Here is a 25,669-nt window from a genome sequence, read left to right as displayed (position 1 = left end):
TGGCGTTGATTTTTGGCACGCTGTTGAGTTCTCAAGGAACGGACGCTTCCTTTGTACTCACCCTCTCGGGCTTTCCTCCGGGCTTTCGTTCTGTTGTTCTTGCGTTTCCGACTCTATCAGATCCTTTCGGGCCTGACCCCCAGTCAGCGGGGTTTGTCTTCCGGGCCGTTGGGCCCTTCCGACTCCTGAACTCTAGCGGATTTCCCCGGCAACCGATAATCGGGCCTTCGGAAATGAATTCGGGCACGCCGAATTCGTTCCCAGTGGGAGATCGTGCTGAGTTGGGTGCCGCAACGAGGCGGCGGGATTCGTTGACGCCAGAACCTTCCGGCTCTGGGACAACTCGAAGAACCTTACGGATCAGCGAGGGCGGTGTCAACCCGGGCGGTCAGGCCCGGGACTGGAGGTCTTCGACGCGGTCCAGGAGCCGGGTGAGCATGTCGCCCAGGACTCCGCGTTCCGCCGTCGACAGGTCCTGGAGGAGGTCCTCCTCGAAGACCGTGGCCGCGCGCATCGCGTCGAGCCACTTGCTGCGGCCCTCGTCCGTCAGCTCCACGATCACCCGGACGCGGTTGGACTCGTCCCGCTCGCGGGTCACCAGTCCCTCCGACGTCATCCGGTCGATCCGGTGGGTCATCGCCGCCGGCGTGAGGCCCAGCTGCTTCGCGAGTTCGCTCGGGCCCATCCGGTAGGGGGCCCCGGAGATGACGAGGGCCTTCAGGACCTCCCACTCCGCGTTGCTGATGCCCAGGGCCGCCGTCTGGCGCCCGTACGCGACGTTCATGCGGCGGTTCAGGCGGCTCAGGGCCGAGACGACCTTCTCGACCTGGGGGTCGAGGTCCTGGAATTCGCGCTGGTAGACGGCGATCTGCTCGTCGAGGCTCGGCTCGTGGACGGGCGTGGCGCCGTCGGGGGTGTCACCCATGGGTCGAAGTATCGCACGAACCCGTTGGCGTCTAACTCCTTCGATGTGTAGAGTTAAGGGTCGAACTTTAGGGATGAAGTCTTCAGGCTTCAGTTATCAAAGGCAGGTGAGAAGTGACCAGGGTGATGGGCGCTGCGATGCGGCGGATCCAGGCCGGGAACGCGCTGACCGCGTTCGGTATCGGCTTCACGGTTCCGTTCCTCTACATCTACGTGGCGCAGGTGCGAGGTCTGGGCTCCATGGCCGCCACGAGCGCGTTCGTGGCGTTCGCCCTGGGTGCTCTCGTCGCGCTGCCCTTCACCGGTCGGGTCATCGACCGACGTGGTCCGGTGCCCGTGGTCATGGGTGCGGCCGTGGCCGCCTCGGTGGGCGCGCTGTCGCTCGGGCTGTCGACGGGGATCGTGCCGATCCTGCTGTCGGCGCTGGCGCTGGGTGCCGGGCAGGCCGTGATGCAGCCGGCGCTGGCCACGATGATCGTGTGGTGCTCGACGCCGTCCACCCGGACGCGGTCCTTCGCCATGCAGTTCTTCATGCAGAACCTGGGTCTGGGCATCGGCGGTCTCGTCGGCGGTCAGATCGTCGACGAGAGCCGGCCCGGCAGCTTCACGCTGCTCTTCGGCATCGAGGCCGTGATGTTCCTGGTGCTGGCCGCGGTGATCGCCACCGTGCGGATGCCCCAGGTGGCGGGCCTCAAGGACGCCATGCCGAAGAAGGACGGGGCGCAGGCGGGCGGCGGCTGGAAGCGGATGCTGCAGCACAAGGCGATGGTGCAGCTGTGCGTGCTGGGCTTCGTGCTGTTCTTCGCCTGCTACGGGCAGTTCGAGTCGGGTCTGGCCGCCTTCGGGACCGAGGCCGCGGGGATCACCCCGTCCACCCTCGGGTTCGCGCTCGCCGCCAACACCGGTGCGATCGTCGTGGCGCAGTTCGTGGTGCTGCGGCTGGTGGAGAAGCGGCGTCGGTCGCGGGTCATCGCGCTGGTCGGGCTGATCTGGACGGTCGCCTGGGTGATCGCCGGGTTCTCGGGAATGGGGCACGGCAGCGCGGTCATGGCCGCGGGCGCGTTCGTGACGACGTACGCCCTCTTCGGGATCGGGGAGGCGATGCTGTCGCCGACGCTGGCGCCGCTGGTGGCCGATCTGGCTCCGGAGGGTTCGGTCGGGCAGTACAACTCCGCCTTCGCCCTGGTGAAGCAGATGGCGCTGGCGCTCGGGCCGCTGGGCGTGCCGCTGGGGGCCGGGGTCCCGATGCTCTACATCGGGGTGTTCGTGGCGGTCTCGCTGGGCATCGCCTGGCTGGCGCTGCGGCTGGGCGGGCAGCTGAGCCCGGTGCAGGACAACCCGTCGCTGTCGCGGGTCGTGGCGCAGGGCGGGCCGGTGGTCGGCGCGGTACCCGCGGCCGTCGTCGCTGTGGAGCCCGCGCACGTGTAGTCGTACGTATGTATGGGTGTGGAAAAGGCCCCGGTCCTTTGGACCGGGGCCTTTTCCGTGTGCGGCTACTTGTCGGGGAGGGCGAACTCGCACCAGACGGCCTTGCCGCCGCCCGGGGTGCGGCGGGTGCCCCAGGACGAGGCGATGGTGGCGATGATCGAGATGCCGCGGCCGGTCTCGTCGGCCGGTTCGGCGCGGCGGCGGCGCGGGAGGTGGTCGTCCCCGTCGGTGACCTCGATGATCAGGCGGCGGTCGGTGCGGCGCAGGCGCAGGCGCATGGGCGGGGTGCCGTGCTGGAGGGAGTTCGCGACGAGCTCGCTCGCGGCGAGGACACCGAGGTCGCAGAGCTCGGCCGGGAACCGCCAGGAGGCGAGGACGCCCTGGGCGAAGGCGCGGGCGCGGGGGGCTGCTTCGACTCCGCCGAGGAGTTCGAGGGCCGCGTTGTGGAAGAGCTCGGCGTCGGCGCCGGTGCGGGCGGGCTGCTGGAGGACCATGACGGCGACGTCGTCGTCGTGGTCCGCGTCCACGCCGAGGGCGCGCATCAGGCGGTCGCAGATGATCGCCGGGGTGCCCTGGGCGCCGGAGAGGGCGCGTTCGAGGGCGGCGACGCCTTCGTCGATGTCCTCGCCGCGGCGTTCGACCAGGCCGTCGGTGTAGAGGACGGCGGTGGAGCCGGGGCCCAGCGCGATGGTCCCCGAGCTGTGGAGCCAGCCGCCGGTGCCGAGCGGGGGGCCGGTGGGGTCGGCGGCGCGGCGGACGGTGCCGTCCTCGTCGCGGACGAGGATGGGGAGGTGGCCGGCGGAGGCGTAGGCGAGGAGGCCTTCGTTGGGGTCGTGGACGGCGTAGACGCAGGTGGCGATCTGGCTGGCGTCGATCTCGGCGGCGAGGCCGTCGAGGAGTTGCAGGACCTCGTGGGGCGGGAGGTCGAGGCGGGCGTACGCGCGGACCGCCGTGCGGAGCTGGCCCATGACGGCCGCGGCGCGCACCCCGCGGCCCATGACGTCGCCGATGACGAGGGCGGTGCGGCCGGCGCCGAGGGTGATGACGTCGTACCAGTCGCCGCCGACGGCCGCTTCGGTGCCGCCGGGCTGGTAGGTGGCGGCGACGCGGAGGTCGTCGGGCTGCTCCAGTTCCTGGGGGAGGAGGGAGCGCTGGAGGGTGACGGCGGCCTCGCGCTGGCGGCGTTCGCTGGCGCGGAGGCGGTCGACGGCCTCGGCGTGGTCGGTGACGTCGGCGAGGTGGACCAGGATCCCGCTGTGGTGGGGGTCGGGTTCGCCGTCGGTGGCGGCCTTGGGGAACTCCACGGGGGTGCAGGTGACGGTGTAGGAGCTGCCGCCGCCGGGGGCGGTGCGGTTCTTGGCCGTACGGGGCTTGCCGCTGCGCTGGACCTGGTCGAGGAGCGGGAGCAGGCCGAGGTCGCCGAGCTCGGGCAGGGCCTCGTGGGCCGGGGCGCCGGTGGGCCTGGGGCCGAAGCCGGCGGTGTAGGCGTCGTTGAGGTAGGCGACGCGGTGCTCGGGGCCGTGGACGAGGGCCACGAGGGCCGGGAGCAGGCCCAGGACCTCCCGTACGGAGAGCTCGTCGAGGGCCGGTACGGCGGGGAGCGGTGCCGTGCCGGTGCCGCGGACGGTGGGGTCGGCCGGGCTGCCGTCGGGGGGCGGGGCGGGGTGGGCGGCCGCGCCGCGTGCTGCCGGGACGGAGCCTTCACCCCGTTTGGCCTGGGCTGCGGCGTGCTCGTTCCGGGCGGCGGCGCGGCGCTGCGTTCCGGGAAACCGGGCGCTCCAGCGCGTGAAGTTCACTGCGTTCAAGCCTCTTGGTGTCGCAAGTGGTCGCTGTGTCGCTCGTGGTCGGTCGCTGGACGGTGAGGTCACTCTGTGCAGGCGTGAGCCCACCTATGGTCACACGTCCAGTGTGGCCGACCGCACTGACAACGTCAGCCCTGGCTGTCCTGCGGGGGGTCGGGGGTGGGGGGCGGCGGGAGGTGCGGACGGTGTCCGCCTGCGGCGAGTTCGAATTCTGCCCTGGGGTGTTCGAGGGAGCCGAGGGAAACGATCTCCCGCTTGAAGAGGCCCGAGAGGGTCCATTCGGCGAGGACGCGCATCTTGCGGTTGAAGGTGGGGACGCGGCTGAGGTGGTAGGCGCGGTGCATGAACCAGGCGGGGTAGCCCTTGAGCTTGCGGCCGTAGACGTGGGCGACGCCCTTGTGGAGGCCGAGGGAGGCGACGGAGCCGACGTACTTGTGGGCGTACTCGGTGAGGACTTCGTCGCGCAGGGCGGCGACGAGGTTGTCGGCGAGCTGTTTGGCCTGGCGGACGGCGTGCTGGGCGTTGGGGGCGCAGGTGGCGCCGGATTCGGCGGCGGTGATGTCGGGGACGGCTGCCGCGTCGCCGGCGGCCCAGGCGTGTTCGACGCCTTCGACGGTGAGGAAGGCGGTGCAGGCGAGGCGGCCGCGGTCGTTCTTGGGGAGGTCGGTGGCGGCGAGGACGGGGTGGGGTTTGACGCCCGCGGTCCAGACGATGGTGCGGGTGGGGAAGCGGGAGCCGTCGCTGAGGACGGCGACGCGGTTCTCGCAGGAGTCGAGGCGGGTCTCCAGGCGTACGTCGATGTTGCGGCGGCGCAGTTCGCGGACGGTGTAGGTGCCCATTTCGGGGCCGACCTCGGGGAGGATCCGGTCGCTGGCCTCGACCAGCACCCATTTCATGTCCTCGGGTTTGACGTTGTGGTAGTACCGGGCCGCGTAGCGGGCCATGTCCTCCAGCTCGCCGAGTGCCTCGACGCCTGCGTATCCGCCGCCCACGAAGACGAAGGTGAGGGCGGCGGCGCGGATCTCGGGGTCGCGGGTGGAGGAGGCGATGTCCATCTGCTCGATGACGTGGTTGCGCAGGCCGATGGCCTCTTCCACGGTCTTGAAGCCGATGCCGTAGTCGGCGAGGCCGGGGATGGGGAGGGTGCGGGAGACGGAGCCGGGGGCGAGGACGAGTTCGTCGTATTCGATCTCGATGTCGCCGGTGCCCTCCTCGGCGGTGGCGAGGGTGGTGACGGTGGCGGTCCGTTTGGCGTGGTCGATGCGGCGGGCCTCGCCGATGACGATGCGGCAGCGGTCGAGGACGCGGCGCAGGGGGACGACGACGTGGCGGGGGGAGATCGAGCCCGCGGCGGCCTCGGGGAGGAAGGGCTGGTAGGTCATGTAGGGCTCGGGTGTGACCACCGTGATCTCGGCTTCGCCGGATCTCAGCTTCCGCTGGAGACCGAGCGCCGTGTACATGCCGACGTATCCGCCTCCGACCACGAGGATGCGCGCGGGGGGCGGGGTGCCGGGTGCGTCGCCCCGGGAGTTAGCAGCCTTCACCATCCCATGACGCAACGTGGCCGGGAGTTTGTCCACAGGCCCGGCACATTGTGTGACCGGTGAGGGTGGCGGGACGGGTCTGCCGCGGGAGCCGGGTAGGGGGAAAGGTTCGCAGGTCAGGGCCTACGGAATGGTTGATTCCGGAGACTTGCGGCGGAAAAGTGGGGATGAATGCTCCGATCGGGCGGCGCTCCGTCCGGGGCTGCCTCTTCTGAATTGACTCTGGCTCAACTATGTTCGTATCTCGTCGAGGAGTAGGACCAGGGCCCCATGACCGTGGCCCCCCTCGACACGAAGGCGGGGAGTGTCTCCGGGGGGAGACATATGATTACCGGGGGATACATATGCATATTTCCGATTTCCATGGCTCTGTCACCGCGCTGTCCGCGGAGAGCGGCGGCCGCGTGATGGCGGGCGCCACGACCCACGGAGTGGGCCGTTCCACGCCGCTGCGCGTCGACGCCCAGCGCAACCTCGAACACGTCCTGCGGGCCGCCCGCGAGGTGTTCGGCGAGCTCGGCTACGGCGCTCCGATGGAAGACGTGGCGCGGCGCGCGCGGGTCGGTGTCGGAACCGTCTACCGGCGGTTCCCGAGCAAGGACGTCCTGGTCCGGCGGATAGCCGAGGAGGAGACCGCCCGGCTGACGGAGCAGGCCAAGTCCGCCCTCGGCCAGGAGGAGGAGCCCTGGCAGGCGCTGTCGCGCTTCCTGCGGACCTCCGTCGCCTCGGGCGCGGGCCGGCTGCTGCCGCCGCAGGTCCTGCGCGTCGGTGCCGCCGAGGAGGACGGGTCCGAGGAGGAAGCCGCCGCGGCGCGTGTGCCGCAGCAGCGGCAGGCCGTCGTGGCCGGGGTGCCGGACCTGCGGGTCGTGGGCTCGCGCAGCTCCGTCGAGGACGAGCCGGCGGAGGACTCCGGGGCGGGTGCACTGCTGGAGGTCGTCGGGCGGCTCGTGGACCGGGCCCGGGAGGCCGGCGAGCTGCGGGCCGATGTCACGGTGGCCGATGTGCTGCTGGTGATAGCGACCGCCGCTCCCGCACTGCCGGACCCGGCACAGCAGGCCGCGGCTTCGGCCCGACTGCTGGACATCCTGCTCGAAGGGCTGCGGTCCCGGACGGTGTGAGCCGTGGCGGGGGCCTGACCCGGCCGGGTGGTCTGAGCCGTGCCCGGGTGGCCTGAGCCGTTGCGAGTCGCGCCGGGGGTCTGAGTCGGTGTGAGCCGTGCGGGTGGTCCTGTCCGGGAGGACAGGGTCGCCTGCACGGACCGGCCGGGAGGGCTGCCTGGGTGGTGCCGTGCGCGGGGGCTCCGTACAGGAGTGCCGTGCGGGAGCGACCTGTGGGAGTGCCGTCGGGTTCTGCCGGTCCCCGGTTGCCGTCGGGGTGGGTGACGGCGGGCCCCGGGCGGAGTGGTCCGGGAAGGGTGGTCCGGGGGCGGTCCGGGGCGCGGTGGTTCGGGGGCTTTCGGCGAGGGCCGGGTCCGGCGGGCGGGCGCGTTGCTTCCGGTCGGTTCGTCAACGGGCACCAGCGGGGCGGCAGTCGCTCGAACGGGTGAGTCCCGTTCTTTCGGTGGTGCCGTCGAGTCGCCGGAACTTGCCCGGACGGGTGGATGCCGCGCAGAGGCATCCGGGGCACCGGCGCCGTGTGACACGCTGGATCGGTGTACCGGGCTGAGTGTGTCGTGCGGGGGCTTCCGCGATGAGCGTTGACGGGCGGGACGAGTCCCCCGCTGGTTCGGGCGGGGAGGCCGGGCCGGGGAGCCTGCCCCCGCGGCAGGTGCCGGCCCAGCGCGAACCCGGTGGACGGCACGCCGCTCCGCGGCCGGGTGGTACCGATCTGCCGTCGTCCGACGCCGATTTGATCGCCCGGATGCGCGGCGGTGACGACGGCGCGTACGAGGAACTCTTCCGTCGGCACTCCGAGGCCGTACGCCGGTACGCACGCACCTGTTGCCGGGACGGGCACACCGCCGACGACCTGACCGCCGAGGTGTTCGCGCGGACGCTCCAGGCGGTGCGGGGTGGTGCCGGGCCGGACCAGTCGGTGCGGGCGTACCTGCTCACCACCGTGCGGCGGGTCGCCGCGGCCTGGGGGAAGACCGCCCGGCGGGAGCATCTGGTCGAGGACTTCGCGCTGTTCGCGGAGCAGGCGGCGGCCGGTACCGAGGGCACCGGCGGGCTGGGCGGGATGTCCGGTGCGGACGGCCTGGAACTGGGCGCGGACGTCCGGGCGATGCACGAGGCCGAGCGGTCGCTCGCCCTGCAGGCCTTCCGGAGCCTGCCGGAGCGGTGGCAGGCCGTGCTGTGGCACACCACGGTCGAGGAGGCCTCGCCGAGTGCGATCGCCCCGCTGTTCGGGCTGAGCGCCAACGCGACGGCGGTGCTGGCCAGCCGGGCCCGGGAGGGCCTCAAGCAGGCCTACCTCCAGGCGCACGTGAGTTCCGCGCTCGTCGAGGGCGGCGACTGCGCGCGGTACGCGGACCGGCTGGGCGCCTATGCCCGGGGCGGGTTGCGGATGCGGGCGGAGCGGGGGCTGCGCAAGCACTTGGAGGAGTGCGCGAAGTGCCGGCTCGCCGCCGGGGAGCTGAAGGACGTCAACGCGGGGATTCCCGCGCTGCTGCCGGTCGCGGTCATCGGGTGGTTCGCCGCCGGGTACGCAGCCAAGGCGGCCGGGGTCGTGGCGGGTGGGGCCGTCGCGGCCGGTGGGGCGGGAGCCGCTGCCGCCGCCGCGGGCGGTTCCTCCGCGGGGGCCGGTGCCGCGGGTACGGCCGGGGCGGGGGCCGGTGCCGCGGGTACGGCCGGGGCGGGGGCGGCCGGAGGGACCGGGGGTGCCGGGGCGGGGGCCGGGGGTGCCGCCGTCGCCGAGGGGCTCGGGCTGCCCGCCAAGGCCGCCCTCGCCGCCGGGATAGCGGTCGCCGCGGCGGCAGGGGTGGTGTTCGCCCTCGCCGGGGACGAGCCCGAACCGCAGGCCGCGGCGAAGCCCGCACCCGGGGTGGTGGCTCCGGCCGTGCCGAAGCCGCCCGCGTCCGCGGCTCCGGAGAGCAGCGCGCCGGGGGCTCCGTCGCCGGCCGCGCCGGAACCCGTGCCGCCCCGGCGCTCTCCGCAGCCTTCGGCTCCCGTGCCGGGGCCGCCGACGCCCTCGGTCCCGCCCCCGGCCCCGGCCCCGGCCCCGGCGTCGAAGCCGCCGTCGGCCTCGCCCGTGCCGGAGCCGCCTCGGAGCCCGACGCCCACGCCGTCACCCGTCAAGCCCTCGCCGAAGCCCCCGTCGGCCCGGGACTTCCAGCTGGCGCGGCTCGGGCACTCCGCGTTCGGGCAGCACACCGGGCCGGAGGTGGAGACCTGGCGCAGCAGCTGGGTGTGGCAGCGGTGGGGGCTGGAGGTGGGCGACCGGCGTTTCGGGCAGGGCGTCACGGTGAACTCCCGCTCCTCGGTGGAGATCGCCCTCAACCGGCAGTGCACCGGCTTCTCGGCGCGCGCCGGGGTGGACGGGCTGTCGCTGCCGACCGACGGGAAGCTGCGGTTCTCCGTCTACGGCGACGGGCAGCGGCTGTGGCGTTCGGGGGCGCTGGGGTACGGCGACGCCCCGGCGGACGTCCAGGTGTCCCTGGCCGGGCACACGACGCTGCGGCTGGTGGTGGAACAGGCCGGGCAGGGGCATCTGCCGACGCTGGCGAGCTGGGCGGACTCGGTGATCAGCTGCCGCTGAGCGCGGTGGGGGCGGCGAGCAGGGCGGCCACCTCGGCGGGGCCGAGGGTCCGGCCCTCCGCTTCGGCCGCGGCCTGGCCGGCCGCCCCGAGCAGGGCGCGGGTGCGGGCCGGGAGGCCCTCCAGGGCGGCCTCCTCGGGGACCGGACGGGGGTGGCCCGCGCGCCAGGCGGTGGCCGCCGCGAGGACCCGTACGCTCTCGGCCGGACGGTCGGTGTCCGCCAGCAGCAGGGCGGCGGTCTCGGCGAGGGTGGCCAGGAACCGCTCCGCGCAACGGGCGGCGACCGCGTCGGCGAGGCCCTGGGCGGCCTTGGCGAGGCCGGCTTCCGGGCCCTGTTCGCGGGCGAGGAGGACGGCTTCGACGGTGTCCAGCCCGGCCGCGAACTGCGGGGGTCCCGTGATGCCGTCCGCCGCGGCGCGGGCGCCCTGCCATTCGGCGCGGGCCCGGACGGTGTCGCCGCGCTGGAGGGTGAACATCGCGGCGAGGAGCCCGGCGAAGGCGGCGACGTCGTACACACCGCCCTGCCGTTCGGCCTCCTGCTCGGCCTCGGCCAGGAGGCACTCGGCGCCGTCGAGGTCGCCGCCGCTGTAGGCGGCCTCCGCGATGCGGGCGATGGCGAAGGGGGCCTCGGTGTGGGCGCCGACCTCGCGGGCCAGGCGCAGGCACTCCTCGTACTCGGCGCGGGCGTCGTCGAACCGGCCGCGCGAGAGGGCCAGTTCCCCGGCGGCACTGGCGACCTGTGCGCGGGTCCAGCGGTCGCCGACCCGGGAGGCGATCCGGCGGAGCTCGGCGAGGTCGGCGTCCACGGTGGGCAGGCCGCCGGTCGTGTCGATGGCGGTGTGCGTGCGGAGCATGAGGATGACGCCGAGTTCCCAGTCCCCCGCATGGCGGCGCGCGTTGGCGACGCCCCGGTCGAGGTCGGCCAGGAAGTCGGGGGTCTGGCCGGTGAGGAAGCCCAGCGCGGGCCAGAGCATCCCCGGGAAGCGGGTGGACTCCGGCGACTCCCGGCGGAAGGCCTCCCGCATGCGGGTGGCGAGGGCCCGGTACTCGGGGGTGTGGAAGTGGTCGCCCCGGTTGCTCTCGGCCAGCAGGAACATGTGGAGGATCCGCAGGCGCATGCAGCCCCAGTACGCGGGCGAGCTCTCGGGCGGGTCCTCGGGGGTGCGGTCGAGGATGCGGCCGATCCATTCGACGCCCTCGACGCGGTAGTTGCGCAGCCACCAGAACCAGCCCAGGGAGAGCGCGATGCGCTGGGCGGACTCCGTGGCGTCCGGGGCCTGCGGGGTGGCGGTGCCGAGGGTGGTGTCGAGCGCGGAGCGGAGGTTGTCGAGCTCGGTCTCGACGCGCCGGATCCAGGGGAGCTGGACCGCGGAGCGGATCAGGGGTTCGGCGTGCTCGGCGAAGGCGAGGTAGTGCGCGGCGTGGCGGTGGGCGGTGGCGCGCAGGGCGGCCGGGTCGGCGGCGGCGCGTTCGGCGGCGTACTCGTGGATGGTCTCCAGCATGCGGTAGCGCATGCCGGGCGAGGTCTCGTCCTCGTCGGGTTCGGCGAGGACGAGGGACTTGCCGACGAGTGAGCCGAGGACGTCGGCGACGTCGAGGGTGCCGTGGCCGTAGCCGTGGCCGTAGCCGTGGCCGTGGCCGTTTCCGTCGTCGCCGTCGTCGCCCGGTTCGGCGCAGACGGCTTCGGCGGCGGCCAGGTCGCAGCCGCCCGCGAAGACCGACAGACGGGCGAGGACGGCCCGTTCGGAGGCGTCGAGGAGGTCCCAGGACCAGTCGACGACCGCACGCAGGGTCTGCTGGCGGGGCAGCAGGGTGCGGGCGCCGCCGGTGAGGAGGCGGAAGCGGTCGTCGAGCCGGTCGGCGATCTGGCGCGGGGTGAGCAGCCGCAGCCGCGCGGCGGCCAGTTCGATGGCCAGCGGCAGTCCGTCGAGGCGGGCGCAGATCTCGGCGACGGCGGCGGGATCGTCGCCGGGGGTGAAGCCGGGGCGGGCGGAGGCGGCGCGCTCGGCGAAGAGCCGGTGCGCGGGGGCGGGCGGCAGGGGTTCGAGGGGGCGCAGGAACTCGCCCGGCACGCCGAGGGGTTCGCGGCTGGTGGCGAGGATGCGGACGCCGGGGCAGTGGGTGAGGAGGCGTTCGGCGAGTTCGGCGGCGGCGCCGATGACGTGCTCGCAGTTGTCGAGGACGAGGAGCAGGCTGCGGTGCGCGCAGTGCTCGACGAGGAGGTCGGTGGGGTCGGCGGTGGTGGCCTTCTCGCGGGCGACGAGGCTGCTCTCGCGCAGGCCGAGGGCGCTGAGGACGGCGCCGGGTACGGCGGCGGGGTGGTCGAGCCGGGCGAGTTCGACGAGCCAGCCGGAATCCGGCTGGTCGGCGGCGGCGTGCTCGGCGAGCCGGGTCTTTCCGGAGCCGCCGGGGCCGGTGAGGGTGACGAGCCGGAAGCGGGCGAGGTCGCCGGCGAGCGCGGCGAGTTCGGGCTCGCGGCCGACGAAGGAGGTCAGGCGGGGGCGGAGGTTGCCGCGGGGCTGCGGGGGCGGGGGCGGCGGGGACTGGAGCAGCTCCGCGTGCAGGGCGCGGAGCCGCGGGCCGGGGTCGGTGCCGAGGCGTTCGGCGAGATCGCGTCGAGTGCGCTCGTACGCGGCGAGCGCGTCGGCGGGGCGTCCGGCGGCGCGGAGTGCGCGCAGCTGCTGGGCGCGCAGTTCTTCGTCGTACGGATGCTCGTGGATCAGCGCCTCGATCTCCGGCAGGAGTGCGGCCGGTGCGGTGGCGCCGCTGTGCAGGTCCGCCTCGACGCGGTCGCGCGCGGCGCGGGTGCGGCGGGCCTCGGTGGCGGCGGCGAGGGAGGTGCGGGCGGGCTCGGGGAGGTCGGCGAGGGCGGGGCCGCGCCAGAGCGAGAGGGCCTCTCGGAGGGTGGCCGCCGCCGCGGCGGGGTCGGCGGCGGGCGCGGAGAGCTGCTCGGCGCCGAGGGCCGCGAGCCGGGTGAAACGGTGCAGGTCGACGTCCTCGCGGGCCGCGGCGAGGCGGTAGCCGCCGGCGGGGTCGGCGCGGACGCTGTCGCGGGACCCCAGGGCGCGGCGCAGCCGGGAGACGAGGGCCTGAAGGGCGGCCGGGGCGTCCTGGGGCGGATCGTCGCCCCAGACCTCGTCGACGAGATCGGCGACGGGGGCGGCGGCGGGGCCGCCGGCGCGCAGGGCGAGCGCGGCCAGGAGCGCGCGCAGGCGGGCGCCGCCGAGGGGAAGGGGGGCGCCGGTCTCGTCACGTGCCTCGGTGATGCCGAGGATGAGGTACCGCACCGGGCAATTCTGCCCTGCCCCCGCGGGAAGCGACGCGGGATTTCCCGGCCCCGGCTCCCGACCTCGGCGGGTTCGCCCGGCCCCCGGCCTCGGCCACGGGCCACGGCCCACGGCCCACGGGGACGGCCCACGGCCCACCCGGACGGTCCCGCCCCGGCTCGGGCGAAGCCCTGCGGGGACGGGCGAACCCGTAGGGGCCGGGCGCGGCGCCGCCGGCTGCCGCTGGGGCGAGGCACCGGGCGAGCGGGCCGTGCCCGGGCTCCCGGGGCTGCGCCCGTACTCCTGGGGCTCCGCCCCCGACCCCGCGCCCGCGCCTCCGTGCCTCCGCCTCCGACGCCGGCTCCGACCGGGCTGGATCTCTCCCGGTGGGACGGTTCAGGACGTGCGGAGGGTGGTGAGGGTGCGGGTGGCGATCTCCTGGCCGATGGGGAGGGACGCGGTCGCCGCCGGTGACGGGGCGTTGAGGACGTGGACCGTGCGCGGGGCCTCGCGGATGAGGAAGTCGTCCACGAGGGTCCCGTCCCGCAGGACGGCCTGCGCGCGGACTCCGGACCCGGCCGGGGTGAGGTCCGCGGCGGTGACGCCGGGCAGGAGGCGGCGTACCGCGTCCGTGAAGGCCCGCTTCGACAGCGAGCGGTGGATCTCCCCGGCCCCGTAGCGCCAGTGCCGGGACGCCATCCGCCAGGATCCCGGCCAGGCCAGCTCGGTGGCGAGGTCGCGGGGCCGGACGGTGGCCCAGTCGTAGCCCTCGCGGGCCAGCGCCGGGACGGCGTTCGGGCCGACGTGGACGCCGCCGCCGATGCCGCGGGTGAGGTGGACGCCGAGGAAGGGGAACGCCGGGTCGGGCACCGGGTAGACCAGACCCCGGACCAGCTCCGGGCGGGCCAGATCGTGGTACTCGCCGCGGAAGGGGATGATCCGCATGCCGGGGTCGTCACCGGCGAGGCGGGCGATCCGGTCGCACTGCAGGCCGGCGCAGTTCACCAGCACCTTCGCCCTGACCACCAGCCCGGACGTGGTGCGCACCGCGACGGCGGAGGGGCGGCGGGAGATCAGGTCCACCTCGGCGCCGTAGAGGATCTCGGCGCCGGAGGACTCCGCGAGCTGCGCCGCGACCTGCCCGTAGTCGACGATGCCGGTCGTGCCGACGTGGATGGCGGCGAGGCCCCGGATCTCCGGCTCGTACTCCGCGATCTGCGCGGGGCCGAGCTCGCGCACCGGGATGCCGTTCTCGCGGCCGCGCTGGACGAGGGAGTGCAGGCGCGGCAGCTCCGCGCGCTCGGTGGCGACGATCAGCTTGCCCGTCACCTCGTGGGCGATGCCGTGCTCCGCGCAGAACTTCACCATCTCGGCGGCCCCGCGCACCGCGAAGCGCGCCTTGAGCGATCCCGGGCGGTAGTAGATGCCGCTGTGGATCACCCCGCTGTTGCGGCCCGTCTGGTGCCGGGCGGGGCCGGTCTCCTTCTCCAGTACGGTCACCCGCGTCCCCGGGGCCAGCCGCGACAGGGCATGCGCCGTCGACATACCGACGATCCCGCCACCGATCACCAGCACATCGCAGTCCACGCCGCCGCCCACGCTGACACCTCCCACCCCTGCATACTGCACCCCGCCACCGACAGAGCGGCTACGCGGGTGTCACCAGGAGCGGTCGGGCCCGCTCGCGCAGCTCCGCGACGCGCGGTTCGTCCCCGTACGGTTCCAGCCGGTGCAGCAGGTCCCGTACGTACTCGTTGGTCCGTGCCGAGGAGATCCGGCCCGCGACCTCCACGGCCCGGGTGCCGGCCGCGCAGGCCGCGTCGAGGTTGCCGGACTCCAGCTCGGCGACCGCGCTCACCACGAGCCGCAGCCCGTGTGAGCGTACGTACTCCTCGGTGGGGCGGGACAGCGCCTGTTCGGTGAAACGCCGGACCTGGCGAGGGAGTTTCAGGTCCCGGTAGCATTCCGCGGCATCCGCCGCGAAACGGTCGTACGAGTAGAAACCCAGCCAGGTCGGATCGGCGTCACCCTCACGGGAACGCTCCAGCCAGCCCTCGGCGGCCCGCAGCGCGGCCCCGGCGGCGGCCGAGTCGCCCGCCTTCGCGTGGGCGCGGGCCTCGACGAGGCGGAAGAAGCTCATGGTGCGGGCGGTGGCCAGGCCCCGGTTGCGTTCGACGGCGGCCTGGGCGAGGTCCACTCCTTCGTCGGGGAAGTCCCGGTAGGTCGCCTGGAGCGACATCGAGGCCAGGACGTAACCGCCGAGCGGTACGTCGGCGGCCGCGCGGGCCAGCCGCAGCGCCTGGATGTAGTAGCGCTGGGCCGCCTCCTGCTGGCCGGTGTCGAAGGCCATCCAGCCCGCCAGCCGGGTCAGTTCGGCGGTGGCGCCGAAGAGGGCGCGGCCCACCTCGTCGCTGTACGAGCCGAGCAGCAGCGGCGCGGCGTCGACCCGCAGGCACTCGGGGACCATCGACGAACGCCAGTCGCCGCCGCCGTACTTGGAGTCCCAGCGGCGGGCGTCCTCGGCGGCCTCGCGCAGCTTCGCGACGTCGCTGTGGCCGACGCGCTGCGGGAAGGCGTCCGAGAGCACGGCGGGAGCGGCGGGGGCCGTGGCCGCGGGAGCGGCGGGGGCCTGCTGACCGGTTTCGGATCCGGGCCGGGCGGGCACAACGCCTTGCGCGGGGGTCCGTACGGACGGTCCGGGCACACCGGACGCCTGCCGGGGCGCCACGGCCCTGGCCACCCCGCCGATCGCACCGGCCCGCTCGGTCCCGGCGGTACCGGTGGTCCCGGCGGCTCCGGCAGTACCGGCGGCTCCGGCGGCCCCAGTGGCTCCCGCGGTCCCGGCGGCCGCACCAGCGGTCTCCCCGGCCGCCTGAACCGGAACCGGAAGCGGAGCCTTCTCCCGTACGGGACCCGGTTCGCGCGCCACCGAGCTGTCGGCCGGAGATATCAGCCAGCGCGACGCGGGCGTCGCGTACGCCGACACCGCGAAGGACCCGGCGAGCGACTGCCAGATCCCGCCACCGCCCCGCCGCCCCGCGAGGTCGAGCCGGTAGAGGTCGGTCGCCGACCGCACGGCCGCGCCGATGTCGCGCGGGAAGGCCAGCCCGACCTCGGGCGCGGGGTCCGCGTCCGCCAGCCCGATCTCGTGCAGCGGCACCGGGCGCCCCAGCTTCGCGCCGATGGCCGCCGCGATCAGGTGCGGCGCGGCGCCCTGGGGCACCATCCCCTTCGACACCCACCGCGCGACCGAGGTCTTGTCGTACCGGAGCGTCAGACCGCGCTGCGCGCCGAGGTCGTTGACCCGCCGGGCCAGTCCCGCGTTGCTGATGCCCGCGAGGGCGAGGACGGCGCCGAGCTTCTCATTGGGCTCGCGGAGCTCCCTGGACATGCGCCACCCCTCGTCACACGCGGAACGCAGACGCCGCCGGGGCATAGGCGCCCGGCATTTCGTAAACCCAGCGTAGTTCCCCGCCTCCCAAGCGTTAAGGCCCCGACTTCCGTATGGCGGGATTGTTGTCCGTATGCACAGTCCGGGCGGGGCCCGCCCCCGGGGCGCACGTGTCAGCTCGTGCTCCGCCCGTGTGGCCGTGCGCCCGGCCGTGCGCTCTGGCCGGTCCCGGGGCCCGGCGATTCGATGTGCGGTGCGTGGGTCGGCCCGCCGCGTGGAACCGGAGGGCCGGGGGATGCCGCCGCCTCAATCCCCGCGGGTGGCGGAACGGTCCGGGGGGTGGAGACCGCCTCCCGGGCCGCGGCCCGCGCGCGGACCGCCGCGGGCACTCAGCACGGCCGAAGAATGGCCGAAACCGACCTATGGGGCGGTGGGAACGGAACACCAAATACCGTGTGGCCGGGGCGTGTTCGTTTGCATGCGCGCCCCCGAAGCCACTCTCGCACGCCCGTCTCGTGGCAGCATGGACCCCGAGCCACCCGGGGTCCCGCCGGCCGCGCCCTCCGGCGCCGACCGCGTCGTCCGTGCCGTCCGTTGCCCCGGTCATGTGCCCACGGGCTGGGGGAGGCGGCGGTGCGCTGGTTGGTCGGGTGGAGCAGTATCGCCGCGAGCTTCGGCACGGCCGGCCGGGTCTCCCACCAGGGCGAACCGCCCCGCGGCGGCGGCCGGGCCGACTACGCGGACCCCGCCCACGGGGCGTACGGACCCCAGGGCGCGTACGGACCCCCCGGGGCGCACCCCCACGCGGCCCCGCCGCGCGGCGGCATCGCGGACGCCGCGTACGCCGACGATCCGGCCGCCCAGGACGCGGAACGCACCGTCCACCCCGTCGGCGCCCAACTGCTCTGGGGCGACCCCGACCCCCTCTGGGCCGTCGGCGACTGGCGCCCCGACGAGATCCGCACCGTCACCGCCGACCCCGCGGACCCCTTCACCCGGCTCGCCGTCCTCGGCTGCTGCGGCGCCTCCGACGCCGAGCTGCGCCGCGCCCTCTACGCCGCCCGCGGCGGAGCCCTGCGCCACCTCACCGAGTGGTCCGGCAGCTACACCGCCGTCGTCCAGGCCGGCCGCCGCATCACCGTCCTCGGTGACCTCGCGGGGGCCCGGCCCGTCTTCTACACGCCCTGGGCGGGCGGCACCGCGTACGCCACCGCCGCCCTCCCGCTCGCCGACCTGATCGAGGCGCAGCTCGACGTCGGCCACCTCGCGGCCCTGCTGGCCTGCCCCGACAGCCCCGAGGCGCTGGGCGACGGCACACCGTACGTCGGCGTGCGGCGGATCCCGCCCGGCCACACGCTGATCCTGCGCGAGGGCTCCCGGGAGATCACCGGGTACGAGCCGGTGGCCTCCCTCGCGGTGGCCGCGCCCGAGTCCGACCCGGAGCGCGCGGTGGAGGGCGTACGGGAAGCGTTGACGGCCGCGGTGCGCGCCCGGCTCACGGCGCCCCGGCATGCTCCCGACGTACTGGTGACCGACCCCGGCCCCGTGCCCGGAATGGGACCCGCCGACCGGCGTGCGGCCCGGGGCGCCCCCGCGCCCGGGGTGGGCGCCGACCTCTCCGGCGGCAGCGCCTCGGCGACGCTGGCCCTCCTCGCCGCCGGGCTCCCGGGCTCCCCCGGCACCCTGCCCGGCACCGGCTCCCGGCTCCTCGCCGTCACCTTCAACGACCTGGCCACCCCCCAGGGCCGCGAGGCCGAACTCGAACGCGCCCACGCCCTCGCCGCCGACCCCCGGCTGCACCACGTCGTGGTGGCCGCGGCCGCGGAGGCCCTCCCCTACGCGGAACTCGACGGCCCGCTCACCGACGAACCCGGCCCGTCCCTGGTCACCGCCGCCCGTGAGCGGCGGCGGCTGGCGGCCGGCTCCGCGGACCACTTCACCGGGCACGGGGCCCGCCAGGTCCTGGACGCGCACCCCGCCCGCATGGCCGACCTCCTGCTGGACCGCAGACGCCGCCACCTGCTGCGCCCGGTCGCCGCCCTCGCCCGCGCCGCCTCGGCCTCCGGGGAGTCCCTCCTCGTGCCGCTCACCGTGTACTCGGCGGCCCGCCGCCTGGCCCGTACGCCGTACCGGGCGGGCATCGAGGCGGCGGCGGCCCGGCTGCGCGAGGGCGGGGTCGCCGCCACGGTCTCGGGGCCGGTCGACGCCTCCCTGGCGGCCCTGACCTGGTCCCGCCCGGGACCGGCCGCGGGCTGGCTGACCGGGGAGGCGCTGGCGGAAGTATCGATCCGCCTCCGGGCCGCCGCCGGACGCCCCCCGCTCTCGCTGCGGCCCGGTGAGGCCCGCGCCCGCGCGCTGCTGGCCCGCCACGCGGCCGACCACCGGGTCTTCGAGCAGGCCGTGGAGGTCCGCAGCCAGCGCCTGCACGCGCCGTTCCTCGACAACCAGGTCGTACGGGCCGCGCGCGCCCTGCCGGAGTCCCTGCGGGTGCAGCCCGGGGCCCGCGCCGAGATCCTGCGCAGCGTGCTGGCCTCCGCCGGGGTGCGGGAACTGCCGCCCGGGTGGGGCGCCTCCGCCCACACCCCGAACGAGACCGCGACCCGGCTCGGGCTGCGGGCCGCCCTGCCCGGCCTGCTCTCCCTGTTCTCCGCCCCGCTGCTGGCCGACGCCGGGCTGATCGAGGCCCGGGTCGTGCAGCGGGCCCTGTCCGAGGCCGCCGACGGCAAGCCCGTACCGCTCGACGGGCTGGCGGAGCTCGTCTCGATGGAGCTGTGGCTGCGCCGCCTCCTCGCCCGCCGCGGAACCTGCTGGACGGGCACCTCCACCCCGCGCCGCCGGGCGGTCCCGGCCCTCGACGCCTCCCTGCCGCGTCTGACCCGCGGCGCGCCGGCCGCCCGCTAGGGCCTCCGGCGAGGCGGCCGTTCGCCAGGGCCTGCCGGTCCCGGCAAGATCCGGAAGAGACGGCCTAAGCCGCGTCGGCCGCCGTACGGGGCCCGGCGGCGAGGGCGGACCACCACACCGAGGCGAGCAGCAGCACCCCCGGGGCGATCCCGGCGACGGACGCCACCACCGCGGGTCCCGCGCCGGCCGCGCCCAGGACCATTCCGGCGGCGGCACAGGCCGACATCGCGGCGCCGAGCACGCGCAGCGAGGCCTGGTGCCAGACGGCCGCGAGGCCGAAGAAGTGCAGTCCGACGACGAGCGCGATCCACGCCCCCGTCAGGTGCGGGGCGTAGACGTTCACGACGGCGACCCCGGCCAGTGCGGCGATCACCTCACCGGCCACCACGAGCCAGTAGCGCCGCCCGAAGGCCGTACGCGCCGCTCCGGCGTCGCCGCCGCCGTCGCCGTCGCCACCGGTGGGGTCCGCCGGGCGCCGGGACACGAAGAACAGGCCCACGAACGCGGCCACCGCGAGCAGCCGCAGCGGGACGGCGGCCGGCGCCACGGCGCCGGCGTTCGCCCCGATGAAGACGAGGCCGAAGGCACCGCCGATGATCAATCCCGTACGCCCCTGTGTCATGGCGCACAGTGTGCCGAAATCCGATCATGGACTCCATGCGGAGGGAGCCCCTCCACCCGCTCCGCACCGCCCCGCACCGGCGCCCGTCGGCCGGACCGCGCCCCGGCCGGGTCAGGGCACCCGCGTCGTAGAATCGGCGCATTGTGTCTGAGTCCCCGAACCCCCAGCCCAGCCTCCCGGACACCGCGCCCGAGGCGACCGCGTACGTGCCCCCCAAGTGGCGCACCGAGCCCCGTTTCCCCGACGGCCCCGCGCCCGACCCCGCCGGATCGCACCACGAGCGGCGGATCCGCAGCTTCCAGCCGCGCCGCAGCCGGGTCACCACCGGCCAGGGCGAGGCGCTGAAGCGCCTGTGGGGGACCTGGGGGCTCGACATCGACGGCCACGAGGTCATCGACCTCCACCGCCTCTTCGACGGCCTGCCCGTGGTCCTGGAGATCGGCTTCGGCATGGGCGAGGCCACCGCCCAGATGGCCGCCGCCGACCCCTCGACCGGTGTCCTCGCCGCCGACGTGCACACCCCGGGCCAGGGCAACCTGCTCGCCCTCGCGGAGCGCGCCGGCCTCACCAACGTCCGCGTGGCCAACGGCGACGCCATCATCCTGCTCCGCGAGATGCTGCCGCCCGACTCCCTCGCCGGACTGCGCGTGTACTTCCCGGACCCGTGGCCCAAGGCCCGCCACCACAAGCGGCGGCTGATCCAGCCCGAGTTCCTCGACCTGGCCGCCACCCGCATGGCGCCGGGGGCCCTGCTGCACTGCGCGACGGACTGGGAGCCGTACGCGGAGCAGATGCTCGAAGTCCTCAGCGCACACCCGGAGTTCGAGAACACGCAGGCCGACGGCGGCTACGCGCCGCGCCCCGAGTTCCGCCCCCTCACCCGCTTCGAGGGCCAGGGACTCGACAAGGGCCACGTCGTCCACGACCTCCTCTTCACCCGCGTCCGCCCCAAGAACTGACAAACATCACTCCGAGTGTCCGAGCGGCTCGGTAGGGTCACCATGTGCTCCGAGCGCTCTCCCGTGTGCTCGCACGCACACCGGACCCGGTCCGCGTGTGCGTGCCCGTCACCCTGCTCACCGCGACCGGGTTCACCATCCTGGAACTCGTGCGGGAGCAGACCGGCACCGCCGGTTTCCTCGTAGGACTCGGCCTGGCCCTGCTGCCCGTACCGCCGCTGATGGCGGCGTTCCGGTGGCTCGGCCGGGCCGCGCCCGCCCCCTGGCGGCAGTTGATGTTCTGCTTCGGCTGGGGGGCCTGCACCGCGGCGCTGATCGCGATACTGGCGAACAGTTTCGCGACCGAGTGGATAGCCGCGGCCACCACCGACCCCTTCGACGCCGACCGGTTCGGCTCGGTGGCGATCGCCCCGGTCGTGGAGGAGAGCGCCAAGGCCGCGGCGCTGCTCCTCGTCTTCGCCTTCCGAAGACGGCAGTTCACCGGCCCGGCCGACGGGTTCGTGCTGGCCGGGTTCACCGCCACCGGCTTCGCCTGCACCGAGAACGTCCTCTACCTGGGCAACGCCTTCGAAGAGGACCTCGCCAAGGGCACCGGCGTCCTGGACTCCATGACGGCGGCGACGTTCTTCGTGCGGGCGGTCCTGTCGCCGTTCGCACACCCCCTGTTCACCGTGCTGACCGGGCTCGGCGTCGGCATGGCCGCGGTCGGTGCGGGCCGCGCGCGCCGGACGGGCCCGCCCTTGCTGGGCCTGGGCCTCGCCATGGGTCTGCACGCGCTGTGGAACGGCTCCTCACATTTCGGTGAGTACGGTTTCTACGCGGTCTACGGCTGCGTGATGGTCCCGGCGTTCGCGCTGCTGCTGGGGCTGGCCGTGCGGATACGGCGTCACAGACTGCGCGCCGTCGCCGCCGAGCTGTCGGTGTACGCCCGCGCGGGCTGGCTCGGCCCGGCGGAGGTCCCGGCGCTGGCCTCGATGCCGGCCCGGTCCCTGGCGCGGGCCCTGGCCCGCCGCAGCGGTGGCCGGCCCGCCGCCCGGGCGGTCTCCCGCTACGCGGCGGACGCCGCCGCCCTCGCCCTGCTGCGCCGGCACGCCCGGCAGACCGCCGGCCCCGACCGGGATCCCGCCCGCGACCGGGACTTCGCCGTACGGGAACGGGAGTTGCTGGACCGCCTCTGGCTCCGCCGGGCGACGGCCGCGCCCGTCCTGGCGCGGGCCGCGGTGCTGGAGGAGCTACTGCCGCCGTGGTACGACCCGCTGGCCGGCCCGCACACCCCCCGGCCGCCCCAGGCCTCCCGGGAGCCCCTGGCCACCCGGCCGGCGCCGCCCTTCGCCCGGCCGACGACACCGGCGGCACCGGCACCGGCCCCGATCGCGGTGCCGCCCCCCAGGACCCCGGCGCTGTCCGCCTCCGTCCGCCCCTGAAGACCGGCGCCTCGGCGGACGGCGGGACAGCGCGGCAGCGCCCCCGGACTAGACGCTGAGCCCCTTGGATTCGAGCCACGCCAGCGGGTCGACCGTCGAGCCGCCCTTGCGCACCTCAAGGTGCAGGTGGGCCCCGGTGACGTTGCCGGTCGCGCCGACCCGTCCGATGGTCTCGCCCGCGCCGACCGTCCCGGAGGTCACCGCCATGGAGGAGAGGTGGCAGTACCAGACCTCCGTACCGTCATCGAGCTGCAGCACGATCCGGTAGCCGTAGGCGCCCGACCAGCCGGCCGAGATGACCTTCCCGCCGCCCACGGCCTTGACCGGGGTGCCGGTCGGCGCCGCGAAGTCGAGGCCGGTGTGGTACCCGGAGGACCACATGGAGCCGGAGTCGCCGTAGTGCGAGGTGAGGGTGTAGGAGGAGGTGGGGAGGGAGTAGGAGCCCGAGGCCTTCGTGCCCGTGCCGGAGGCGGATCCGCCGCCCTCCGCGTCCTTGGCCGCCGTCGCCGCGGCGGCCGCGGCCGCCTTGTCCGCTTCGGCCTTCTCGGCGGCGGCCTTCTCGGCGGCCACGCGAACCGTCTCGGCCTCCTTGTCGGCCGCTTCCTTCTGGGCGCGGGCCTCCTGGGCCGCGGCCTCGCGCGCGGTCCGCTCGGCGTCCGCCCGCGCCTGGGTCTCGACGGCGTCCTGCTGCGACTCGGCCTGCTGGAGGATGCGGTGGCGCAGGGCCTCCCCCGCGTCGGCCTGCCCCTGCCCGTGGCCCTGTCCGTCGGCCTGCCCCGGGATCCCGGCGGTCCGCGCGGCGGGCGCCGCGGTGTCCGCGCCGGCGGCCTCGGAGGAGTGGCCGCCGCCCAGCAGGTCGGGCAGGTCCGGGAGCGAGGGCATGGATATCGCGACCTGCGGCCGGTCCTGGGCGGTGGCGATGCCGCCCGCGCCGACCGCCGCGATCACGCCGACGCCGAGCACGGTCGAGCTGCGGGCGAGCCCGCCGCGCTGCTTGAGGACGCGGTGCTTGCCGCGGACCGAACGGGCGGAGTCCTCCGTCGGGTTCCACTCGCCCCAGGCTCCTGCGGTGGGCGTCTCCGGGACGTCGATGCCTTCAGGGGAAGGCGAGTTGGAGGCCACCGGGGCACACTCCTCATGAGCGAGAACGCGCACGGGTGCCGTCTCTTGCGACGGCTGGGACGACCGCGCTGCGTTATCGAACGGTAATAGACGCGGGGGAGTGATTCCAAGCTGTTGCGACTGATCGTTAACGCCAATCAGCCACACCCCGGACAGCTCTGGCCTGAGCATTCACCCCATCGAGCCTCAACTCGGGGCAAACCTCCACGTCAAACCCCTTCACTTCAGCCACGATGGCCCAAATGACGAACCGTCAACCTCCTTGCACAGAGCACCTCATGTGCTACGTACCGTCACCGAGCGGGCGTCGCTCCTCCTCGCGCCGCACCACGGGGACCGTCCGCCTGCGCTCCGGCTGCCCCTCCTGCGGCCGCCCCACGGCGAGCAGCGCCATGTCGTCGGTGGTCCCGCCGCCGGTGTGCCGGCGGACGTCGCTGCTGAGGGCACCGAGCACCTCGCCCGGCCCCGGGAAGACCCGCCCGCGCAGGCGGGCCGCCGGATCGTAGAAGACGCCGGCCGCGTCCCGGGCCTCGGTGACCCCGTCGGTGTAGAGGAGCAGGGTGCCGCCCTCCGGGAAGGGCCACTCCCCGACCGGATCCGGCGGACCGGCCGCCAGCTCCCCCAGCCCCAGCGGGAGCGCGGGCTCGGCCGGTTCGAGGACCGCCAGGCCCCCGTCGGCGTACAGCAGGAGCGGTTCGGGGTGGCCGCGGTTGAGCAGCCGCAGCACCCCGGCCCCGGCCGGGACCTCCCCGAGCACACAGGTGGTGAACCCCTCGACCGCGTCCAGGCTGTCCCGGCGGACGCCCTCACGGGCCAGGGCCCGCTCCAGCCTCTCCGCGAGCGCCTCCAGGGTCGGCTCGGTGTCCGCGGCCTCCCGGAAGGCGCCCAGGACCACGGCGACGGCCTCCACGGCCCCCAGCCCCTTGCCCCGTACGTCGCCCACCGCGAGCCGCACCCCGTACGGGGTGTCCTGGACGGCGTAGAGGTCCCCGCCGATGAACGCGTCGGCCTGCGCGGCCTCGTACCGCGCGGAGACGTGCAGCCCCCCGATCCGCTCGGCCGGCGTCGGCAGCACGGCCCGCTGGGCGGCCTCGGCGATCCCGCGCGCGGAGGCGAGCCGCTCGCCGCTGCGCCGCACGACCCGGTTGATGAGCAGGGCCAGCCCGGAGACGGTCACCACCGTCACCAGCTCGGTCAGCGCGTCCACCCTCCAGTCGGCGGCGTTGTGGAAGTGCAGGGCCACCACGGCGCTGGAGGCGGCGAGCCCGGTCACGGCGGTCGCCAGGAAGCTGAAGACGGGGGCGGCGATCAGCGGGGCCGCCGAGAAGAAGGGGGAGCCCGTGAAGCCGGGCGGGGTCAGCACGTCGAAGCCGAGGCCGAGGAGGATCAGCAGTGCCGGGAGCATCCGGAGCACCTGCCGGCCCGCCCCGTCGCCGGGCTCCGTCGTCCCGCTCGCGTCACCGCCCTGCCGGCCCAGCCCCGCCACGCTGCTCTCCCGCCGCCCGGTCCGCCTCGCCCCGCAATCCAAGGCTGGCGGTACGGGCCGTCGCACGGCGACCGGGCCGGACCGATCGGGTGAAGGAGCGGAGCGAGAGAGGGAAGGCGGCCGCTCACCACATCGGGACGGCGCCTACGACAAAGGCCCGGTTCCACAAGGGAACCGGGCCTTCGTACTGAGTAGCGGGGACAGGATTTGAACCTGCGACCTCTGGGTTATGAGCCCAGCGAGCTACCGAGCTGCTCCACCCCGCGTCGGTAAACCCAACTCTACGTCATCCGGGAGACGCACTCCGCCAATTAACCCCCCGACTCCCCTCCCGAAGGACATAACTGCAGGTCAGAGCCGTAAATAAAGGCCCCGATCCCCTTCCGGACCCCTGCCCCGCCCGCTCCGCCCCGGTCGGGCCACCGATGGCGGGAAACCGCCGCGGCCCGTCCCGGTCGATACCCGATCGGTCTGGGGGCCCTCTCCCGCTATGCTCTGGGGTGAGCGCGCCCGGGCCATTAGCTCAATTGGCAGAGCAGCGGACTTTTAATCCGTTGGTTGTCGGTTCGAGTCCGACATGGCCTACCGCACCCGGATCGCGGGGGACACCCCTCCCGACCTGGGACCGAGCGCCCCGTCCGGATTCGTCCGGGCGGGGCGCTCGGTCGTTTCCGGCCGGTCGCGGCGGCGACCGGGGTGGCGGGCGAAGCGGGCCGCCACGACTTCCACCAGGCCCCCGGTGTGCGCGTCGAGGGCTACTACGGCTCCGTGGGCGGCTGCTGAGGCACCTTCCGGGGCAGCTGGGGGCCGCTGCCGCCCGCGGCCCGGGACACGGAAAAGGGACCGGCCCCCACGGCACCGGAGTGCTGTGGGGGCCGATCCCGTGTCAGGCGGCGCTCAGGCGTCAGCCGTTGCGCTTCCAGCGGGGCTTGTCGTCACGACGGCCGCCGAAGGAGCCGGAGCCGGAGCCGGAGGGGCGGTTGTCGTCGCGGCGGCCGTAGGGGCGCTCGCCGGCACCACCGGCGCCACCGGCGCGGAAGCCGCCGGACGGACGGTCGTCGCGGCGGAAGCCGCCACGGTCGCCACCACGGTCATCACGGTTGAA

At 74.8% G+C, this 25,669-nt stretch carries 16 protein-coding genes and 2 tRNA genes; 7 read left to right on the top strand and 11 right to left on the bottom strand.

Translation table 11 applies throughout. The features are described 5' to 3' along the window. Positions 1 to 388 precede the first annotated feature (388 nt). Positions 389 to 925, bottom strand: a complete 537-nt coding sequence (locus ACZ5D2_RS35240; protein WP_266840575.1) for a MarR family winged helix-turn-helix transcriptional regulator — start codon at positions 923 to 925, stop codon at positions 389 to 391. 125 nt (positions 926 to 1,050) lie between these two features. Between ACZ5D2_RS35240 and ACZ5D2_RS35235 the strand changes: the two genes are divergently transcribed. After that, the gene (locus ACZ5D2_RS35235; protein ID WP_371677473.1) at positions 1,051 to 2,352 is read left to right on the top strand and encodes an MFS transporter; all 1,302 of its coding nucleotides are present in this window, start codon (positions 1,051 to 1,053) and stop codon (positions 2,350 to 2,352) included. Positions 2,353 to 2,417: 65 nt separating this feature from the next. On the opposite strand, the gene ACZ5D2_RS35230 is transcribed toward ACZ5D2_RS35235, so the two are convergent. Then, positions 2,418 to 4,148, bottom strand: a complete 1,731-nt coding sequence (locus ACZ5D2_RS35230) for an ATP-binding SpoIIE family protein phosphatase (RefSeq protein WP_371681208.1) — start codon at positions 4,146 to 4,148, stop codon at positions 2,418 to 2,420. Between the two features lie 134 nt (positions 4,149 to 4,282). Further along, positions 4,283 to 5,701, bottom strand: a complete 1,419-nt coding sequence (locus ACZ5D2_RS35225) for an NAD(P)/FAD-dependent oxidoreductase (RefSeq protein ID WP_371677474.1) — start codon at positions 5,699 to 5,701, stop codon at positions 4,283 to 4,285. A 341-nt stretch (positions 5,702 to 6,042) separates the two neighbouring features. On the opposite strand from ACZ5D2_RS35225, the gene ACZ5D2_RS35220 reads away from it, so the two are divergent. Next, positions 6,043 to 6,816: a TetR/AcrR family transcriptional regulator gene (locus ACZ5D2_RS35220; RefSeq protein WP_371677475.1), complete on the top strand. Its 774-nt coding sequence runs from the start codon at positions 6,043 to 6,045 to the stop codon at positions 6,814 to 6,816. Positions 6,817 to 7,387: 571 nt separating this feature from the next. Next, positions 7,388 to 9,394: a sigma-70 family RNA polymerase sigma factor gene (locus ACZ5D2_RS35215; protein ID WP_468935161.1), complete on the top strand. Its 2,007-nt coding sequence runs from the start codon at positions 7,388 to 7,390 to the stop codon at positions 9,392 to 9,394. Here ACZ5D2_RS35215 and ACZ5D2_RS35210 read toward each other — a convergent pair. From ACZ5D2_RS35210 to ACZ5D2_RS35200, 3 genes are all read right to left on the bottom strand, one after another. Next, entirely contained in the window at positions 9,381 to 12,680 is a 3,300-nt protein-coding gene (locus tag ACZ5D2_RS35210; protein WP_468935158.1) for an AfsR/SARP family transcriptional regulator, read from the bottom strand. The two genes, ACZ5D2_RS35215 and ACZ5D2_RS35210, sit on opposite strands and share 14 nt — an antisense overlap. A 375-nt stretch (positions 12,681 to 13,055) precedes the next feature. Beyond that, a complete protein-coding gene (gene lhgO, locus ACZ5D2_RS35205; RefSeq protein WP_371677478.1) occupies positions 13,056 to 14,288 on the bottom strand; it encodes an L-2-hydroxyglutarate oxidase in 1,233 nt (410 codons plus the stop codon). A gap of 19 nt (positions 14,289 to 14,307) precedes the next feature. Then, complete coding sequence (locus ACZ5D2_RS35200) at positions 14,308 to 16,050, bottom strand: sporulation protein (protein ID WP_468935154.1); 1,743 nt, start codon at positions 16,048 to 16,050, stop codon at positions 14,308 to 14,310. A gap of 633 nt (positions 16,051 to 16,683) precedes the next feature. Between ACZ5D2_RS35200 and ACZ5D2_RS35195 the strand changes: the two genes are divergently transcribed. Continuing rightward, positions 16,684 to 18,951, top strand: a complete 2,268-nt coding sequence (locus ACZ5D2_RS35195) for an asparagine synthase-related protein (protein WP_371677480.1) — start codon at positions 16,684 to 16,686, stop codon at positions 18,949 to 18,951. A 64-nt stretch (positions 18,952 to 19,015) separates the two neighbouring features. On the opposite strand, the gene ACZ5D2_RS35190 is transcribed toward ACZ5D2_RS35195, so the two are convergent. After that, positions 19,016 to 19,573 (bottom strand): hypothetical protein, encoded by a 558-nt coding sequence (locus tag ACZ5D2_RS35190; protein WP_371677481.1) that lies wholly within the window; start codon positions 19,571 to 19,573, stop codon positions 19,016 to 19,018. 143 nt (positions 19,574 to 19,716) lie between these two features. On the opposite strand from ACZ5D2_RS35190, the gene trmB reads away from it, so the two are divergent. Then, the gene (gene trmB, locus ACZ5D2_RS35185) at positions 19,717 to 20,532 is read left to right on the top strand and encodes a tRNA (guanosine(46)-N7)-methyltransferase TrmB (RefSeq protein WP_371677482.1); all 816 of its coding nucleotides are present in this window, start codon (positions 19,717 to 19,719) and stop codon (positions 20,530 to 20,532) included. Positions 20,533 to 20,597: 65 nt separating this feature from the next. Then, a complete protein-coding gene (locus tag ACZ5D2_RS35180) occupies positions 20,598 to 21,956 on the top strand; it encodes a PrsW family intramembrane metalloprotease (protein ID WP_371677483.1) in 1,359 nt (452 codons plus the stop codon). 48 nt (positions 21,957 to 22,004) lie between these two features. On the opposite strand, the gene ACZ5D2_RS35175 is transcribed toward ACZ5D2_RS35180, so the two are convergent. The 3 genes from ACZ5D2_RS35175 to ACZ5D2_RS35165 form a co-directional block, all read right to left on the bottom strand. Continuing rightward, positions 22,005 to 23,078 carry a M23 family metallopeptidase gene (locus ACZ5D2_RS35175; protein WP_371677484.1) on the bottom strand — a complete coding sequence of 358 codons (1,074 nt, stop codon included), beginning with the start codon at positions 23,076 to 23,078 and terminating at the stop codon, positions 22,005 to 22,007. A 283-nt stretch (positions 23,079 to 23,361) separates the two neighbouring features. Further along, positions 23,362 to 24,564 carry a PP2C family protein-serine/threonine phosphatase gene (locus ACZ5D2_RS35170; protein WP_371677485.1) on the bottom strand — a complete coding sequence of 401 codons (1,203 nt, stop codon included), beginning with the start codon at positions 24,562 to 24,564 and terminating at the stop codon, positions 23,362 to 23,364. Positions 24,565 to 24,756: 192 nt separating this feature from the next. Then, a tRNA-Met gene (locus ACZ5D2_RS35165) sits at positions 24,757 to 24,830 on the bottom strand. 246 nt (positions 24,831 to 25,076) lie between these two features. On the opposite strand from ACZ5D2_RS35165, the gene ACZ5D2_RS35160 reads away from it, so the two are divergent. Next, positions 25,077 to 25,149, top strand: a tRNA-Lys gene (locus tag ACZ5D2_RS35160). 319 nt (positions 25,150 to 25,468) lie between these two features. Here ACZ5D2_RS35160 and ACZ5D2_RS35155 read toward each other — a convergent pair. Then, on the bottom strand, positions 25,469 to 25,669 hold a 201-nt coding region (locus ACZ5D2_RS35155), incomplete at its 5' end, for a hypothetical protein (protein ID WP_468935147.1).

This window comes from Streptomyces sp. NPDC031479, from assembly GCF_055581065.1.
The sequence above is the reverse complement of the archived record's forward strand: the minus strand, read 5'-3'. Positions and strand labels throughout refer to the sequence as shown.